General features: G+C 70.3%; 17 protein-coding genes. 6 read left to right on the top strand and 11 right to left on the bottom strand.

The window, feature by feature from the left end; translation table 11 throughout:
• Positions 1-13: 13 nt before the first annotated feature.
• On the bottom strand, positions 14-1,318 hold the full coding sequence (locus ACGFWE_RS22525; protein WP_393601222.1) for a DUF6986 family protein: 1,305 nt from the start codon (positions 1,316-1,318) through the stop codon (positions 14-16).
• Between the two features lie 713 nt (positions 1,319-2,031).
• Here ACGFWE_RS22525 and ACGFWE_RS22520 point away from each other — a divergent pair.
• Positions 2,032-2,400, top strand: a complete 369-nt coding sequence (locus ACGFWE_RS22520; RefSeq protein WP_393601960.1) for an endonuclease/exonuclease/phosphatase family protein — start codon at positions 2,032-2,034, stop codon at positions 2,398-2,400.
• Between the two features lie 58 nt (positions 2,401-2,458).
• Here the strand turns inward: ACGFWE_RS22520 and ACGFWE_RS22515 are convergent, their stop codons facing one another.
• The 4 genes from ACGFWE_RS22515 to ACGFWE_RS22500 all read right to left on the bottom strand — a co-directional run bounded on the left by ACGFWE_RS22515 (position 2,459) and on the right by ACGFWE_RS22500 (position 5,642).
• The gene (locus ACGFWE_RS22515) at positions 2,459-3,421 is read right to left on the bottom strand and encodes an electron transfer flavoprotein subunit alpha/FixB family protein (RefSeq protein ID WP_393601220.1); all 963 of its coding nucleotides are present in this window, start codon (positions 3,419-3,421) and stop codon (positions 2,459-2,461) included.
• Between the two features lie 73 nt (positions 3,422-3,494).
• Complete coding sequence (locus ACGFWE_RS22510) at positions 3,495-4,283, bottom strand: electron transfer flavoprotein subunit beta/FixA family protein (RefSeq protein WP_393601218.1); 789 nt, start codon at positions 4,281-4,283, stop codon at positions 3,495-3,497.
• A 227-nt stretch (positions 4,284-4,510) separates the two neighbouring features.
• Positions 4,511-5,020, bottom strand: a complete 510-nt coding sequence (locus ACGFWE_RS22505) for a flavin reductase family protein (RefSeq protein ID WP_352386539.1) — start codon at positions 5,018-5,020, stop codon at positions 4,511-4,513.
• 208 nt (positions 5,021-5,228) lie between these two features.
• A complete protein-coding gene (locus ACGFWE_RS22500; protein WP_393601216.1) occupies positions 5,229-5,642 on the bottom strand; it encodes a TlpA family protein disulfide reductase in 414 nt (137 codons plus the stop codon).
• Between the two features lie 75 nt (positions 5,643-5,717).
• Between ACGFWE_RS22500 and ACGFWE_RS22495 the strand changes: the two genes are divergently transcribed.
• Positions 5,718-6,134 (top strand): DUF4395 domain-containing protein, encoded by a 417-nt coding sequence (locus tag ACGFWE_RS22495; RefSeq protein ID WP_393601214.1) that lies wholly within the window; start codon positions 5,718-5,720, stop codon positions 6,132-6,134.
• 188 nt (positions 6,135-6,322) lie between these two features.
• Entirely contained in the window at positions 6,323-7,051 is a 729-nt protein-coding gene (locus ACGFWE_RS22490) for a lysophospholipid acyltransferase family protein (RefSeq protein ID WP_352386544.1), read from the top strand.
• 2 nt (positions 7,052-7,053) lie between these two features.
• Here ACGFWE_RS22490 and ACGFWE_RS22485 read toward each other — a convergent pair whose 3' ends face one another.
• The 5 genes from ACGFWE_RS22485 to ACGFWE_RS22465 form a co-directional block, all read right to left on the bottom strand.
• Positions 7,054-7,743: a phenylalanine--tRNA ligase beta subunit-related protein gene (locus ACGFWE_RS22485; protein ID WP_352386546.1), complete on the bottom strand. Its 690-nt coding sequence runs from the start codon at positions 7,741-7,743 to the stop codon at positions 7,054-7,056.
• A gap of 8 nt (positions 7,744-7,751) precedes the next feature.
• Positions 7,752-8,324 (bottom strand): transglutaminase family protein, encoded by a 573-nt coding sequence (locus tag ACGFWE_RS22480; RefSeq protein WP_352386547.1) that lies wholly within the window; start codon positions 8,322-8,324, stop codon positions 7,752-7,754.
• 257 nt (positions 8,325-8,581) lie between these two features.
• Positions 8,582-9,652 carry a threonine aldolase family protein gene (locus ACGFWE_RS22475; protein ID WP_393601211.1) on the bottom strand — a complete coding sequence of 357 codons (1,071 nt, stop codon included), beginning with the start codon at positions 9,650-9,652 and terminating at the stop codon, positions 8,582-8,584.
• Positions 9,649-10,395: an SDR family oxidoreductase gene (locus tag ACGFWE_RS22470; protein WP_352387122.1), complete on the bottom strand. Its 747-nt coding sequence runs from the start codon at positions 10,393-10,395 to the stop codon at positions 9,649-9,651. Before ACGFWE_RS22470 ends, ACGFWE_RS22475 begins: the two co-directional genes overlap by 4 nt.
• Before the next feature lie 41 nt (positions 10,396-10,436).
• The gene (locus tag ACGFWE_RS22465; protein WP_393601209.1) at positions 10,437-11,834 is read right to left on the bottom strand and encodes a DUF6421 family protein; all 1,398 of its coding nucleotides are present in this window, start codon (positions 11,832-11,834) and stop codon (positions 10,437-10,439) included.
• A 271-nt stretch (positions 11,835-12,105) separates the two neighbouring features.
• Between ACGFWE_RS22465 and ACGFWE_RS22460 the strand changes: the two genes are divergently transcribed.
• A complete protein-coding gene (locus ACGFWE_RS22460) occupies positions 12,106-12,789 on the top strand; it encodes a glycerophosphodiester phosphodiesterase family protein (protein ID WP_352386552.1) in 684 nt (227 codons plus the stop codon).
• A gap of 15 nt (positions 12,790-12,804) precedes the next feature.
• Here ACGFWE_RS22460 and ACGFWE_RS22455 read toward each other — a convergent pair whose 3' ends face one another.
• Positions 12,805-13,341, bottom strand: coding sequence for a GNAT family N-acetyltransferase (locus ACGFWE_RS22455; RefSeq protein WP_352386554.1), 537 nt, complete (start codon positions 13,339-13,341; stop codon positions 12,805-12,807).
• A 71-nt stretch (positions 13,342-13,412) separates the two neighbouring features.
• On the opposite strand from ACGFWE_RS22455, the gene ACGFWE_RS22450 reads away from it, so the two are divergent.
• Both ACGFWE_RS22450 and ACGFWE_RS22445 read left to right on the top strand, forming a co-directional pair.
• Positions 13,413-13,805: a VOC family protein gene (locus tag ACGFWE_RS22450; protein ID WP_393601206.1), complete on the top strand. Its 393-nt coding sequence runs from the start codon at positions 13,413-13,415 to the stop codon at positions 13,803-13,805.
• 97 nt (positions 13,806-13,902) lie between these two features.
• Positions 13,903-15,225: a diacylglycerol/lipid kinase family protein gene (locus ACGFWE_RS22445; RefSeq protein ID WP_393601204.1), complete on the top strand. Its 1,323-nt coding sequence runs from the start codon at positions 13,903-13,905 to the stop codon at positions 15,223-15,225.

Raw genomic sequence — 15,225 nt, 5'->3', positions numbered from 1 at the left:
GCTACGTCTTCCCCTACTTCGTGGAGGCCGTCAGATCACCGCGCCGGGGCGCCGCGTAGCCCTGCAGATCGGCCCGGGTCAGGCCGGTCAGCCGCGCGACCTCGCCGATGTCGAGGGCGCCGCAGTCGAGACCGCGCAGCAGATAGCCGCTGAGCGCCTTGGCGGTGGCGGGCTCGTCCATGACGTCACCGCCGAGACGGCCCGCGTACCGGGCGAGACGGCCGGCGGCCTGCTCGAAGCCCTCGCGGTAGAAGGCGAACACGGCCGCGTACCGGGTCGGGAGGTGGCCGGGGTGCATGTCCCAGCCCTGGTAGTAGGCGCGGGCCAGGGCGCGGCGGGTGAGGCCGTAGTGCAGCCGCCAGGCGTCGTGGACCTTCGCGGTCGGCCCGACCGGCAGGACGTTGGTGGAGCCGTCCGAGACGCGTACGCCGGTGCCCGCGGCCGCGACCTGCATGACGGCCTTGGCGTGGTCGGCGGCAGGGTGGTCACTGGCCTGGTGGGCGGCGGAGACGCCGAGGCAGGCGCTGTAGTCGAAGGTGCCGTAGTGCAGTCCGGTGGCGCGGCCCTCGGCGGCCTGGATCATCCGGGCGACCGTGGCGGTGCCGTCGGTGGCGAGGATGGACTGGCTGGTCTCGATCTGGATCTCGAAGCCGAGCCGGCCGGAGTCCAGGCCGTGCGCCTTCTCGAAGGCCTCCAGGAGCCGGGCGAACGCGCTGACCTGCTCGGCGTACGTCACCTTCGGCAGGGTGAGCACCAGCCCCTCGGGCAGGCCGCCCGCCGCCATCAGGCCGGTGAGGAAGACGTCGAGGGTGCGGATGCCCCGGTCCCGGACTGACGCCTCCATGCACTTCATGCGGATGCCCATGTACGGCGCCGCCGTGCCGTTCTCGTACGCCTCGGCGATCAGCCGGGCCGCGCGGGCCGCCGTCTCGTCCTCCTCGGCGTCCGGGCGCGGGCCGTACCCGTCCTCGAAGTCGACGCGCAGGTCCTCGATCGGCTCGCGCTCCAGCTTGGCGCGCACGCGCGCGTGGACGGGCTCGGCGAGTTCCTCGGACAGCCCGAGGACGGCGGCGAGGGAGGCGGCGTCCGGGGCGTGTTCGTCGAGGGCGGCGAGGGCCTTGTCGCCCCAGGAACGGACGGTGTCGGCGGTGAAGGCGTCAGCGGGGACGTAGACGGTGTGCACGGGCTGGCGGGTGCCGGGGTCTCCGGGGTAGCGGCGCTCCAGTTCGGCGTCGACCGGCGCGAGGGAGGCGCTGATCTCCTCGCTGACGGCACCCGCGAGGCTCGTCGCCACCTGCTCCTGCTGGCCCTGACCCATCCCACAGCCTCCTAGTTTCCGCGATACGGAATCAACAATCCGTAGAACGAAGTTATCCGCGAAGCTTCCCGACGGTCAACACCCCGTCCACAGCATGAGCCACCCGGTTCATTCAAGGTGCCGAGAACCTCTACGCCCTCTACCGCACTCCGGTTCCAACATTCATCCTGTCCCGTCGGGAGGGAACAACATGTCGGACACCCACAGAATGACGCGTCGCATGGGCCTGAGAACCGCCCTGGCCGCCGCCGTCACCGTGCCGCTGATGGGCACGCTGCCGGCCTCTGCCGCCAGGCCGTACCACCGCCGACTCGATGTCATGACGTTCAATCTGCGCTTCGCCAGCACCTTGGAACCCAACAGCTGGACCGCCCGCCGCCCGGTGATGCGCCGCCTGCTGCGCCAGGAGGCCCCCACCCTGATGGGCACCCAGGAAGGCCTCTACCAGCAACTGCTCGACATCCACGCCGACCTCGGAGCGCACTACGACTGGATCGGCACCGGCCGCGAGGGCGGCAGCCACGACGAGTCCACGGCGGTCTTCTACGACACCCGGCGCCTGGCCCCCGTCGAGCACGACACGTACTGGCTCTCCGACACTCCCAGGGTCATCGGCTCGAACACCTGGGGCGCCGCGCTCCCCCGGATCGTCACTTGGGTCCGCTTTCGCGACCGGGCCGCCGGCGGACGGGAGTTCCACGTCCTCAACACCCATTTCGACCATGTGGGCCAGTACGCGCGAGCGGTCCGCACAGTTCCTCGCCCAGAAGATCGCCGCGTTCGACCCGGCCCTGCCGGTCGTCGTGACCGGCGACTTCAACGCCGCGGCCCACGACAACCAGGCGTACGACACCCTGCTCACCACGGGGCTGGTCGACACCTGGGACGCGGCCGCCGAACGCAGCGCGCTGTACGCCACCTTCCACGGATACCGACCCCTCGTCCCCGACGGCGACCGCATCGACTGGATCCTGGCCACGCCCGGCACGACCGTGCACCGGGCCGCCGTCAACACCTATGAGAAGAACGGGCAGTTCCCGAGCGACCACCTGCCGGTGCAGGCCACACTCACCCTGGGATGAGCCGAGGCCCCCGCGACCGCGTCGGCGGTCACGGGGGCCTCGTACGCCCGGAGCGGGATCAGCCCTTGCGGGTCTTGACCTCCTCGGTGAGGGCGGGGACGACGTCGAAGAGGTCGCCGACGACGCCGTAGTCGACGAGGTCGAAGATCGGGGCCTCGGCGTCCTTGTTGATGGCCACGATCGTCTTCGAGGTCTGCATGCCCGCGCGGTGCTGGATCGCGCCGGAGATGCCGGAGGCGATGTACAGCTGCGGCGAGACGGACTTGCCGGTCTGGCCGACCTGGTTGGTGTGCGGGTACCAGCCCGCGTCCACCGCGGCACGCGAGGCGCCGACGGCCGCGCCGAGGGAGTCGGCGAGGGCCTCGATGATCGCGAAGTTCTCGGCGCCGTTGACACCACGGCCACCCGAGACCACGATCGCGGCCTCGGTCAGCTCCGGACGCCCGGTCGACTCACGCGGGGTACGGCCGGTGACCTTGGTGCCGGTCGCCTGGGCGGAGAAGGTCACGCTCAGCTCCGAGACCTCGCCGGCGGCCGGGGCGGCCTCGACGGCGGCGGAGTTGGGCTTGACGGTGATGACCGGGGTGCCCTTGGCGACACGGGACTTGGTGGTGAAGGAGGCGGCGAACACCGACTGGGTGGCCACCGGGCCCTCGTCGCCGGCCTCCAGGTCGACGGCGTCGGTGATGATGCCGGAGCCGATGCGCAGCGCCAGACGGGCGGCGACCTCCTTGGCCTCGGCGGAGGACGGCACCAGCACGGCGGCCGGGGAGACGGCCTCCACGGCGGCCTGGAGGGCGTCGACCTTGGGTACGACCAGGTAGTCGGCGTACTCGGCGGCGTCGTGGGTGAGGACCTTGACGGCGCCGTGCTCGGCGAGGGTGACGGCGGTGTCGGCGGCACCGGCACCGAGCGCGACGGCGACCGGCTCGCCGATGCGGCGGGCCAGGGTCAGCAGCTCCAGGGTGGGCTTGCGGACGGCGCCGTCCACGTGGTCGACGTAGACGAGAACTTCAGCCATGGGAATGCTCTCCTGCGGATTGCGAAGGCTTAAGGGGCGGTAAGGGGGGTGAGCCTCAGCGGGCCAGTGACCCTCAGATGAACTTCTGGCTCGCGAGGAACTCGGCGAGCTGCTTGCCGCCCTCGCCCTCGTCCTTGACGATCGTGCCGGCCGTGCGGGCCGGACGCTCCGCGGCGGAGTCGACCGTGGTGTAGGAGCCCTCCAGGCCGACCTGACCGGCCTCCAGGTCCAGGTCGGACAGGTCCCAGGACTCCACCGGCTTCTTCTTGGCCGCCATGATGCCCTTGAAGGAGGGGTAACGCGCCTCGCCCGACTGGTCGGTGACCGAGACGACGGCCGGGAGGGAGGCCTCCAGCTGCTCGGAGGCGGCGTCGCCGTCCCGGCGGCCCTTGACGGTGCCGTCCTCGACGGAGACCTCGGAGAGCAGGGTGACCTGCGGGACGCCCAGGCGCTCGGCCAGCAGGGCCGGGACGACGCCCATGGTGCCGTCGGTGGAGGCCAGGCCGGAGATCACCAGGTCGTAGCCGGCCTTCTCGATGGCCTTGGCCAGCACCAGGGAGGTGCCGATGACGTCGGTGCCGTGCAGGTCGTCGTCCTCGACGTGGATGGCCTTGTCGGCACCCATGGACAGCGCCTTGCGCAGCGCGTCCTTGGCGTCCTCGGGGCCGACGGTCAGGACCGTGACCTCGACGTCGTCGTCGGAGTTCTCCGAGATCTGCAGCGCCTGCTCGACCGCGTACTCATCCAGCTCGGAGAGCAGACCGTCCACGTCGTCACGGTCGACGGTCAGGTCATCGGCGAAGTGCCGGTCGCCGGTGGCGTCGGGCACGTACTTCACAGTGACAACGATCCTCAAGCTCACGCCGGCTCTCCTACTGCATCGTCATTTCTCGGCTGCCTCTTGCAGGCAGCATAGGCGCCCCAAGCGGCCGATCCCGGTCGGGGCGGGCTCTGCTCCGACCGCAATATTACTCACCAGTACATCCAGTTCCTGCCCGCTAAGCAAGCGCTTTGAACTGTGACCTTCGCAACGCAGCGTAATCGGAACTCGACGGCCCCGCACACCGGCGGAAGGGATGGATGAGCCGATCAGTCGCGCAGGCTGTTGAACCGGCCCTGGTGGTAGAGCAGCGGCCGGCCGGCGCCCTCGGGGTCGCCGAGCCGCACCTCCGCCAGCACGATGCGGTGATCACCGGCGGGCACGCGTGCGTGCACCCGGCACACCAGCCAGGCGAGCACGCCGTCGAGGAGGGGGACGCCCTCGGGCCCCTCGCGCCAGACGGTGGGGGCGCCGAAGCGGTCGGCGCCGCTGCGGGCGAAGGTGGCGGCCAGCTCCTCCTGGTGCTCGCCGAGTATGTGCACGCCGACATGGTCGGCCCGGGATATCGCGGGCCAACTGGAGGCGGTGGTGCCGATCCCGAAGGACAGCATGGGGGGTTCGGCGGAGACCGAGGCGAGAGAGGTGGCGGTGAAGCCGACCGGGCCGGCGTCACCGCTCGCGGTGATCACGGCGACTCCGGCCGCGTGCCGCCGGAAGACGGAGCGCAGGAGGTCGGGAGAGGCGAGGCGAGGGCTGCCGAGGTCGGGCGTGGCCGTCATGCGGTGTTCCTTCTGCGAGGAGTGTCGAGCTGGACCGTGGCTGCTCAACAGGCCGGACAGCGCGCGCTCGCGGTGCGGGCGAGGTCGACGTGGACCCGCCCGAACAGAAGGAGTTCCGTAGGCATACGGTCAGGCTGACGATAGGTGTGGTGCACAGTCAAGTGGGTCCCGGCATATGGGAGATGCCTCACCGCGGGCGCGTGGGGCGTCACACCGCCTCTCCGATCGCCGCGATGACGTCCGCCTTGCGCGGCTGGCCGGTGGCACGCCGTACGACCCTGCCGTCGGCGTCGAGGACCAGCACGGTCGGCGTCTTGAGGATGTCCAGTTCGCGGACCAGATCGAGGTTCTTCTCGGCGTCGATCTCGACGTGGGCCACACCCGGGACCATGTCGGCGACCTCACCCAGCACCCGCCGGGTCGCCCGGCAGGGCGCGCAGAAGGCGCTGGAGAACTGGACGAGGGTGGCGCGCTCACCGAGGTCCTCCCCCAACTCGGCCGCGCCGAGCCTCTTGCCGTCGTCGCGCCCACGCACCCGCACTCTCCCGCTCCGCCGCCGTTGCAGCACCCCATAGGCGCTCGCCACCGCGAGCACCACCACGCACACCACGAGTCCGGTCATCACCCGCGTAAGCATTCACGAGACTGCAAAGATTCCCGTCTCCCCACAGTCTTTCCGTTGCGGAATGCTTGATTCATGGACATTGATGCAAGGGGGCCGCGTTTCGGCGCGGCCGTGACGACGGTCGTGCTGGCGGCCGTTCTGATCACGGGCAACGTCTGGCTGCTGGCCTGGCAGACGCTGGCGTTCGCGCTGGGCGCGGCGGGCGGGGTGGGCCGCTCGCCGTACGGCTGGCTGTTCCGCAGAGTCGTCCGCCTGCGGATCGGGCCGCCGACCGAGTTCGAGGCCCCGGAGCCGCCGCGGTTCGCGCAGGCCGTGGGCCTCGCCTTCGCGGCCCTCGGACTCGTGGGATACGGGCTCGGGCCGGAGTGGCTCGGGCTCGCCGCCACCGGCGCGGCGCTCGCCGCGGCGTTCCTCAACGCCACGTTCGGATACTGCCTGGGATGCGAGATGTACCTGCTCGTGCGGCGGGTGACGGTACGCACGGAGTAAAGGTGACTTAAAACGCCGAGGTGGATCACCGGACGGACGTGACGAGAATCTCGCGCCGAGCGGGCACCAGGGCTGGCTCCCCGTCCGTTCTTGGGGCACGATCTGCGAGATGCCGTAAACCTACGGCTGCGTAACTTACCGCCGGGATCCCCCTTCCCGGGCAGAGCAGGAAAGGGCCCACCCCGCCCATGGCAGAGCTTGTCTACCGTCCCGTCATCGGATTCGCGCAGGCCTTGTTCAAGGCCTGGGATCTCAAGATCGACCTCAAGGGTTCGGAGAACATCCCGCGCTCGGGCGGCGCCGTGCTGGTGAGCAACCACATCAGCTACCTGGACTTCGTCTTCAACGGCCTGGCAGCTCTCCCGCAGAAGCGTCTTGTGCGGTTCATGGCGAAGGAGTCCGTCTTCCGCCACAAGGTCTCGGGTCCGCTGATGCGCGGGATGAAGCACATTCCGGTCGACCGCGAGCAGGGCGAGACGGCCTACGCGCACGCTCTGGAGTCGCTGCGGTCGGGCGAGATCGTCGGGGTCTTCCCGGAGGCGACGATCTCGCAGTCCTTCACGCTGAAGAGCTTCAAGTCGGGTGCGGCGCGGATGGCCCAGGAGGCGGGTGTCCCCCTGATCCCGATGGCCCTCTGGGGCACGCAGCGACTGTGGACCAAGGGGCACCCCCGCAACTTCAAGCGCAGCCACATCCCGGTCACGATCCGGGTCGGGGAGGCGATCGAGGCGTCCCGGGACAAGTACGCGGGGGCGATCACCCGACAGGTGCGGGAGCGGGTCAACGAGTTGCTGGAAGCCGCCCAGCGCGCCTACCCGGTGCGCCCCAAGGGACCGGACGACACGTGGTGGATGCCGGCGCATCTCGGGGGTACGGCGCCCACGCCCGAGCAGGTCCGCGAGGCCGAGGCCCGCTAGCGTTACTGAACGGCCGCCGTGATCCGCGCTCCCGGACTGAACTTCTCCAGCAGCTCGGCCAGTTCGGCGGCCGCCTTCTCCACGTCCGCCACCGGCATCGGCGCGAGGCTCTCCAGCAGGAAGATCCCCGAGACCGTCTCCTCGGTGAGCCTGGTGCGAGGACCCTGCCGCCAGTTCCAGCGGCGGCAGGTCACGCCTGCGTCGTCGCGCCATACGACCTCCCCCGCGTCGGGATGCTCGACGACCTCCTCGCCACCGGCCACCGTCACGAAGTCCTCGTCGCCGGTGGCCCTCACGAGGCGCATCCCGCCCCGGACGCGGTCGAGGTCCTCGCCGCCGACGGGGATGAGGTGCGCGACGCTGATCGCGTTGTAGAGGTCGACCAGGAGGTTGATGCGGGGCAGGCCCGCGTCCGACAGGGCCCTCTTCGCGAGCGCCTCCGCCGAGTTGCGGGTGCGTGAGGGCTTCGAGCCGAACGCCGTGTAGACCTCCCGCCAGGCCGCCATGTGCGGGTCCTCGTGCGGGGCACGCCCGTCCAGCCGTACGGCGAGACGGCGGGCCGCGTCGTCGAGCAGCGCGGAACTGGCTTCCGTGCTGGGCCCGTTGACGAGTCCGTGGGCCTCGATGGCGAGGTGCGTGAAGCCGGGCGCAAGAGCGCGCACCTCGTCGGACACGGTCAGGGAGAGGGTCATCGGGTGCCTCAGAGTGCGGTGGGGAGCGTTTTCCAGAGGTACGGCCGGTCGGGGGCGGCCTTGAGGACGCTCAGGACGGCCGGGTGCGGTTCAGCGTACAGGACCGGGTAGTCCATCTCGTTGGACTCCGGATCGGGCGTGAAGGCCAGCTGCTCGCCGTCCAGGGAGAACTGGGCGTCCACACCGGGCTTGTTGCCGCGGGGATCCTGGCGGTGCCAGGCGCCGTTGAACCGCACCGCGACCAGGCCGTGCACCACGTCGAACTTCTGATAACAGAGCGCGGTCGGAATGTCCTCGGCACGCAGCAGGGCGGCCAGCGCGTGGGCCTTGGCGTAACAGATGCCGGTGCCCTGCTCCAGGACGTCGGAGGCCCGCCAGGTGACGCGGAGGTCGCCGGAGTCCTGGGAGTGCGGGATCGCGTCGCGGACGAATTCGAAGGCGAGCCGCGCATAGGCATACGAGTCGTCCGCCTCCCTGGCGAGCCGTGCGGCCGTCTCCCTGATGACCGGGTGGTCATGGTCGATGGCCTCATCGGCGGCTAGGTAGGCGGAAAGGTCGGGGGTTTTCTGGATCAGCTCCATGCCCGCAGAGCATAGGAAGACGATCACCCCGCAGTCAATTATTTTACGTCACTTAGTATATTTATGCAGCATGGGGATCCCGTGCCCTCTCACCTGCGGGGCGACGAACAACCGGCCGATCACCGCGGCCGGTTCCCTGTTCGTGCCGTTGCGCTCGCTCCACAAAACGGGGGCCCCGTCGTTTTCGCCGGCGCGGGACAGGCTGACGTGGCCCGCCGGGGCATGCCGGCACAGGCAGCGTCCGGCCCGGTGGGCGCCTAGCGCGCCATCTCCTCCTTGAGCGCCGCCACGAAGGCGTCCACGTCGTCCTCCGTGGTGTCGAAGGCGCACATCCAGCGGACCACGCCCGCGGCCTCGTCCCAGAAGTAGAAACGGAAGCGCTTCTGGAGCCTCTCGCTCACGTCGTGCGGGAGCTTGGCGAAGACGCCGTTGGCCTGGACCGGGTAGAGGATCTCGACACCGTGGACGGCACGGACGCCCTCGGCCAGGCGCTGGGCCATCTCGTTGGAGTGGCGGGCGTTGCGCAGCCACAGGTCCTTGGCGAGCAGGGCCTCCAACTGCACCGACACGAAACGCATCTTGGAGGCGAGCTGCATGGACAGCTTGCGCAGATGCTTCATGTGGGAGACCGCGTCCTGGTTGATCACCACGACCGCCTCGCCGAACAGCGCGCCGTTCTTCGTCCCGCCGAGCGAGAGGATGTCGACGCCGACCGCGTTGGTGAACGTCCGCATCGGGACGTCCAGGGAAGCGGCCGCGTTGGCTATGCGCGAGCCGTCCAGGTGGACCTTCATGCCGTGCGCGTGGGCGTGCTCGCAGATCGCGCGGATCTCGTCGGGCGTGTAGAGGGTGCCGAGCTCCGTGGACTGGGTGATCGAGACGACCTGCGGCATCGCGCGGTGCTCGTCGTCCCAGCCGTAGGCCTGCTGGTCGATCAGCTCGGGGGTGAGCTTCCCGTCCGGGGTGGGGACGGTGAGCAGCTTGAGACCGCCCATCCGCTCCGGGGCGCCGCCCTCGTCCACGTTGATGTGCGCGCTCTCGGCGCAGATCACCGCGCCCCAGCGGTCGGTGACCGCCTGGAGCGCGACGACGTTGGCGCCGGTGCCGTTGAAGACGGGGAACGCCTCGGCCGTGGCCCCGAAGTGGCTGCGGATGATCCTCTGGAGGTTCTCGGTGTAGTCGTCCTCGCCGTAGGCGACCTGGTGCCCGCCGTTGGCGAGGGCCAGGGCGGCGAGCACCTCCGGGTGGGCCCCGGCGTAGTTGTCGCTGGCGAAGCCGCGAACCTGCGGGTCGTGGTGGCGACGAGCGTCGGTCTTCGGAGGGTTCACGGCTTCTCGGTCAGCCACAGACGGTTTCCGTTCACTTCGGCGGCGGGCTTGTCCCAGACACCGGCGATGGCCTCGGCCAGGTCCTTGACGTCGGTGAAGCCCGCGAACTTCGCGTTGGGGCGGTCGGCGCGCATGGCCTCGTGCACCAGTGCCTTGACCACCAGGATCGTAGCCGCGGACGTCGGCCCGTCGGCGCCCCCGGCCTTGCGGAAGGCGTCGGCGAGAGCGAGCGTCCAGACCTCCGCGGCGGCCTTGGCGGCGGCGTACGCGGCGTTGCCCGCGCTGGGCTTCGTGGCTCCGGAGGCGCTGATCAGCACGTACCGGCCGCGCTCGCTGCGCTGGAGGGCCTCGAAGAAGGCGAGCGAGGTGTGCTGCACGGTCTTGATGAGCAGCAGCTCCAGGAAGTCCCAGTCGTCCAGGCTGGTCTTGATGAACGCCTCGCTGCCCCGCCAGCCGCCGACGAGGTGGACCACGCCGTCGACCCGGCCGAAGTCCTTCTCGACGCGCAGCGCCCAGTCCCGGGTCGAGTTCAGGTCGAGCAGGTCGACGGGCTCACCGATGACGGAAGCGCCACCGGCCCCGTACCGGGCCGCGTCGACGGCCTCCGCCAGACGCTCCGGGTCGTTGTCCGCGCCGACGACGGTCGCGCCGGCCTCGGCGAGCCTGAGCAGCGTCGCCCGGCCCGCGGGTCCGCCCGCGCCGGCCACCGCGATCACCGCACCGCTGAGAGCCCCGTTCCCCATGTTCTTCGCCTCCTGAGCAGTGTTCTCGGTACGCGGCTCGCTCACGCGGCGATCCGCTCGGCGCTGTCCGCCGTGATGCCCCTGGTGGAGGCGATCACGTGCTTCAGCTTCTTGGACAGGGCCTCATAGAACATGCTCAGCGGAAACTCGTCCGGAAGCACGTCGTCGACGAGTTTGCGGGGCGGCAGCGACAGGTCGAGGGCGTCGGGGCCCTTGGCCCACTTGGAGCCCGGGTGCGGGGCGAGGTAGGTGGAGACCAGCTCGTAGCCGGCGAACCAGTGGACGAGCTTGGGGCGGTCGATGCCGTCGCGGTAGAGCTGCTCGATGTCTGCGCACAGCTGGTTGGTGACCTGGGGGGCGCGCTGCCAGTCGATGAACAGCTTGTTGTCGGTCCAGCGGACGACGTCGTGCTTGTGCAGGTAGGCGAAGAGGAGCTGGCCGCCGAGGCCGTCGTAGTTGCGCACGCGCTCGCCGGTGACCGGGAAGCGGAACATGCGGTCGAAGAGGACCGCGTACTGCACGTCACGGGCCTGCGGGACGCCGTCGGCCTCCAGCTTCACCGCCTCCTTGAAGGCGGTGAGGTCGCAGCGCAGCTCTTCGAGGCCGTACATCCAGAACGGCTGGCGCTGCTTGATCATGAAGGGGTCGAAGGGCAGGTCGCCGTGGCTGTGGGTGCGGTCGTGGACCATGTCCCACAGCACGAAGGCCTCCTCGCAGCGCTTCTGGTCGTGGACCATGGCGGCGATGTCCTCGGGCAGCTCCAGGCCCAGGATGTCGACGGCCGCGTCGGTGACCCGGCGAAAGCGGGCGGCCTCGCGGTCGCAGAAGATCCCGCCCCAAGAGAAACGTTCCGGCGCCTCGCGCACGGCGATCGTCTCGGGGAAGAGAACGGCCGAGTTGGTGTCGTAGCCGGCCGTGAAGTCCTCGAACTTGATGCCGCAGAACAGCGGGTTGTCGTAGCGGGTGCGCTCCAGCTCGGCCAGCCACTCGGGCCAGACCATGCGCAGCACGACCGCCTCGAGATTGCGGTCCGGGTTGCCGTTCTGCGTGTACATCGGGAAGACGACCAGGTGCTGGAGGCCGTCCGCGCGGTTCGCGGCGGGCTGGAAGGCCAGCAGGGAGTCGAGGAAGTCGGGCACCTCGAAGCCGCCCTCGGACCAGCGCAGGAGGTCCTTGGCGAGGGCCGCGTGGTAGTCGGCGTCGTGCGGCAGCAGCGTCGAGAGCTCCTGCACGGCCTCGACGACACGCCGTACGGCGGCCTCGGCGTCGGCGCGCGCGGGGGCGCCCTCGGCCTCGAAGTCGATCGCCCCGTCCTTGGACTGCCATGGCCGGATCCGCTCCACGGCATCCTTGAGCACAGGCCATGCCGGGTGCTCCACCACCCTGGTCACGGGAGAAACCTGGTCCCCCGACGCCGCCTGTTCAAGAATTTCCGTCATGTCCCATCCTCCACGGGAGAAGCTCTCGTACGGAGACCGTATATGTACGAGCTTCCGTCCAGCAAGAGCGGTCACGGGAAGTTATCCCGCCCGGCTCCATGGTCACAGAATTTTTTCCTGTCGCGGCCCATGAACACCGCCATTCCGGGTAAGCGAGATCACTTCCCCGCACCTCGCCACGTTCCCTCGTGTACGTACGGGTCCATCACACGGCGTAGCCATTAGGCTGCGGCTCTGCACCGAGCCGCCGTCGACGGAAGCGAGTTGAACCTTGAACTTCCTTACCATCGGTCATCGCGGAGTCATGGGTACCGAACCCGAGAACACCCTCCGTTCCTTCGTCGCCGCCCAGCAGGCCGGCCTCGACGTCATCGAACTCGATCTGCATCTGAGCAAGGACGGCGCCCTCGTCGTCATGCACGACACCGACGTGGACCGCACGACCGACGGCACCGGCCCGATCGCCGAGAAGACCCTCACCGAACTGCGCGCCCTGGACGCGGGCCGCGGAGAACGTGTCCCGGTGTTCGAGGAGGTCCTGGACGCCGTACGGTCGCCGCTCCAGGCCGAGATCAAGGACATCGCGGCGGCTCGCGCGCTGGCCGAGGTGATGCTCCGGCGGGACCTGGTCTCCCGGGTCGAGGTGTCCTCGTTCCACGACGAGGCGATCACCGAGATCGGCCGCCTCGTGCCCGGAGTACGGACCGCGCTGATCGGCAGCCGGTTCGGCCCCGACATCGTGGAGCGCGCCGTCGAGGCCGGGGCGGGGACGGTCTGTCTGAACATCCGCCGGCTGACCCTGGAGGTCGTGGAAGCGGCCCGCAAGGCGGACCTGAAGATCATCGGCTGGGTGGTGAACACCCAGGACCATCTGAAGCTGGTGCGGGCCCTGGAGCTGGACGGCGCGACGACCGACTACCCGCAGATCAAACGCACCGGCCGCTTCACCGCGTGAGACGGGGCAGGAACGTCACACCAGCGACTTGACCAGCAGCTCGAACTGCAGATCGTCACGCTGCGGAACGCCGAAGCGCTCGTCGCCGTACGGGAAGGGCGTCATCTCTCCCGTACGGCGGTAGCCGCGCCGCTCGTACCAGGCGATGAGGTCGTCGCGCACGGAGATCACGGTCATGTGCATCTCGGTCACGCCCCAGGTCTCCTGCGCGATCCGCTCCGCCTCCGCGATGATCACCTTGCCGAGGCCGCCGCCCTGGAGCGTGGGGCTGACCGCGAACATCCCGAAGTAGGCGTGGCTGCCCCGGTGTTCGAGCTGGCAGCAGGCGACCATCTGGCCGTCCCGCTCCACCGTGAGCAGCCGGCTGTCGGGCGACCTGATGACCGCGAGCACGCCCTCCGGGTCCGTCCGCTGCCCCTCGAGGATGTCCGCCTCGGTGGTCCACCCGGCCCGGCTGTCGTCCCCGCGGTACGCCGACTCGATGAGCGCGACCAGCGCGTCCACGTCGGCGTCGGTGGCGTCACGGAAGGCGAGGCCGGCGGTGGTCTCCATGGGGTGCGTCTCCACTTCAGGGGCACGATTCGGGCACGGTCGAGACTAGCGCCCCGGATAGGCTCGCCCGCATGGTGCACGTGCTGAGCGGCCGCGTCCTGCTGCGGCCCACGGATCCGGAACGTTCCCGGGTCTTCTACGGCGACCAGCTGGGCCTCGCGGTGTACCGCGAGTTCGGTACGGGGCCGGAGCGGGGCACCGTCCACTTCCTCGGCGGCGGGTTCCTGGAGCTGTCGGGACGCTCCGAGGCCCCGCCGGCTGCGGACGTCCGGCTGTGGCTCCAGGTCCCGGACGTGCCCGCGGCACACGAGGAACTGCTGGCCAAGGGTGTCGAGATCGTACGGCCGCCGGTGAAGGAGCCGTGGGGGCTGGTCGAGATGTGGGTCGCGGACCCGGACGGCATCCCGATCGTGCTGGTGGAGGTGCCGGCGGACCATCCCGTCCGGTACCGGCCGGGCATCTGAGCCCCGCACCACACACGCACGATGCCGGTCGTTCCGACGACTTGGATATGCTCCGCCGACCGCCGTGGCCCGAGGGCGCCGAGCAGTGGAGGAGCACATGAGCGTGGACCTGAACGCCGCGGCCTGGCGCAGTCAGCGATGGGCTGCCCGGACCTCCCTGGCGGCGGCCGCCCTCGCGGTGCTGCTCCCGCTCGGGTACGGCGGTCTCGGCGGCGTTCTGCTGCTGGCGGCCGGGCTCGCGGGCGCGGCCGGCACGGCGGCGGCGGTGTGGTGGACGCTGACCCGGCGCGGGCCGGAGCGCTGGCTGGCCGCGGGGCTCGCGGTCGTCACCCCCGCCCTCGTCCTGGTCCTCTTCGTGGTCACCCTGGGATGGGTGCTCGTGCTGGCGCCGGTGCTGTGGAGCGTGGCCGTGTGGAGCGGGCGGTACGCGCTGCGCAGCACCGGCACCCGCCCCAAGCGCATGAAGGAGCACCGGGCGCGGTCCGTGCGGCAGCCCGTCCTGATCATGAACCCCCGCTCCGGGGGCGGGAAGGTCGAGCAGTTCCGGCTGCGGGAGAGGGCCGAACACCTCGGCGCACGGGTCGTGCTGCTCGACCCGGAGGGGTACCAGGACGTGACCGCGCTGGCGCGGGCGGCCGTGGCGGAGGGCGCGGACCTGCTCGGGGTCGCGGGCGGCGACGGCACCCAGGCGCTGGTCGCCGCCGTCGCCGCGGCACACGACCTGCCGTTCCTCGTCGTCTGCGCCGGTACCCGCAACCACTTCGCGATGGACCTCGGCCTCGACCGCACCGACCCCGCGACCTGCCTCGACGCGCTCACCGACGGCGTCGAACTCCGCGTGGATCTCGGCTTCGTGGCGGACCATCCGTTCGTCAACAACGCCTCCTTCGGCGCGTACGCGGCGGTCGTCCAGAGTCCCGCCTACCGCGACGACAAGATCGGCACAACTCTGGAGCTCCTGCCCGATCTGCTCACCCGTCAGCGCGGCCCGCATCTGATCGCGCGGATCGAGGCCACCACGATCGACGGCCCGCAAGCCCTGCTGGTGAGCAACAACGCCTACCGCACCGGTGACCCCGTGGGCCTCGGCCGCCGCGAACGGCTCGACTCCGGGCTGCTCGGCATCCTGGGCGTCAGGGTGGACAGTGCGGCCGAGGCCGCCGCGCTGTTGCTCGATCCCGCCCCGGAGGGGCTGGCGGTCCTGTCCGCGCGGGAGGTGGTCGTCGACGCCGACCATCCGGAGATCGAGGTCGGCGTCGACGGCGAAGCCCTGGTCCTGCCGACCCCGGTGCACTGCCGCATCGCACCCGGGGCACTGCGCGTCCGCGTCCCGCGGAAACGGCCCGGGGTACCGACGGCACAACCTCGCCTGAACTGGCGCCGGTTGCGCAAGCTGGCGGCGCCCGCCGGGCGGGCCTGA

The organism is Streptomyces sp. NPDC048523, assembly GCF_043199815.1.
Lineage (GTDB): Bacteria > Actinomycetota > Actinomycetes > Streptomycetales > Streptomycetaceae > Streptomyces.
The sequence above is the reverse complement of the archived record's forward strand: the minus strand, read 5'-3'. Positions and strand labels throughout refer to the sequence as shown.

Excerpts from the sequence above, each read along its gene's own strand:
- ACGFWE_RS22500 (WP_393601216.1), bottom strand. The coding sequence starts at position 5,642 with ATGACCGGACTCGTGGTGTGCGTGGTGGTGCTCGCGGTGGCGAGCGCC.
- ACGFWE_RS22505 (WP_352386539.1), bottom strand. The coding sequence starts at position 5,020 with ATGACGGCCACGCCCGACCTCGGCAGCCCTCGCCTCGCCTCTCCCGAC.
- ACGFWE_RS22495 (WP_393601214.1), top strand. The coding sequence starts at position 5,718 with ATGGACATTGATGCAAGGGGGCCGCGTTTCGGCGCGGCCGTGACGACG.
- ACGFWE_RS22485 (WP_352386546.1), bottom strand. The coding sequence starts at position 7,743 with ATGACCCTCTCCCTGACCGTGTCCGACGAGGTGCGCGCTCTTGCGCCC.
- ACGFWE_RS22470 (WP_352387122.1), bottom strand. The coding sequence starts at position 10,395 with ATGGGGAACGGGGCTCTCAGCGGTGCGGTGATCGCGGTGGCCGGCGCG.
- ACGFWE_RS22490 (WP_352386544.1), top strand. The coding sequence starts at position 6,323 with ATGGCAGAGCTTGTCTACCGTCCCGTCATCGGATTCGCGCAGGCCTTG.
- ACGFWE_RS22445 (WP_393601204.1), top strand. The coding sequence starts at position 13,903 with ATGAGCGTGGACCTGAACGCCGCGGCCTGGCGCAGTCAGCGATGGGCT.
- ACGFWE_RS22515 (WP_393601220.1), bottom strand. The coding sequence starts at position 3,421 with ATGGCTGAAGTTCTCGTCTACGTCGACCACGTGGACGGCGCCGTCCGC.
- ACGFWE_RS22455 (WP_352386554.1), bottom strand. The coding sequence starts at position 13,341 with ATGGAGACCACCGCCGGCCTCGCCTTCCGTGACGCCACCGACGCCGAC.
- ACGFWE_RS22450 (WP_393601206.1), top strand. The coding sequence starts at position 13,413 with ATGGTGCACGTGCTGAGCGGCCGCGTCCTGCTGCGGCCCACGGATCCG.
- ACGFWE_RS22480 (WP_352386547.1), bottom strand. The coding sequence starts at position 8,324 with ATGGAGCTGATCCAGAAAACCCCCGACCTTTCCGCCTACCTAGCCGCC.
- ACGFWE_RS22525 (WP_393601222.1), bottom strand. The coding sequence starts at position 1,318 with ATGGGTCAGGGCCAGCAGGAGCAGGTGGCGACGAGCCTCGCGGGTGCC.
- ACGFWE_RS22465 (WP_393601209.1), bottom strand. The coding sequence starts at position 11,834 with ATGACGGAAATTCTTGAACAGGCGGCGTCGGGGGACCAGGTTTCTCCC.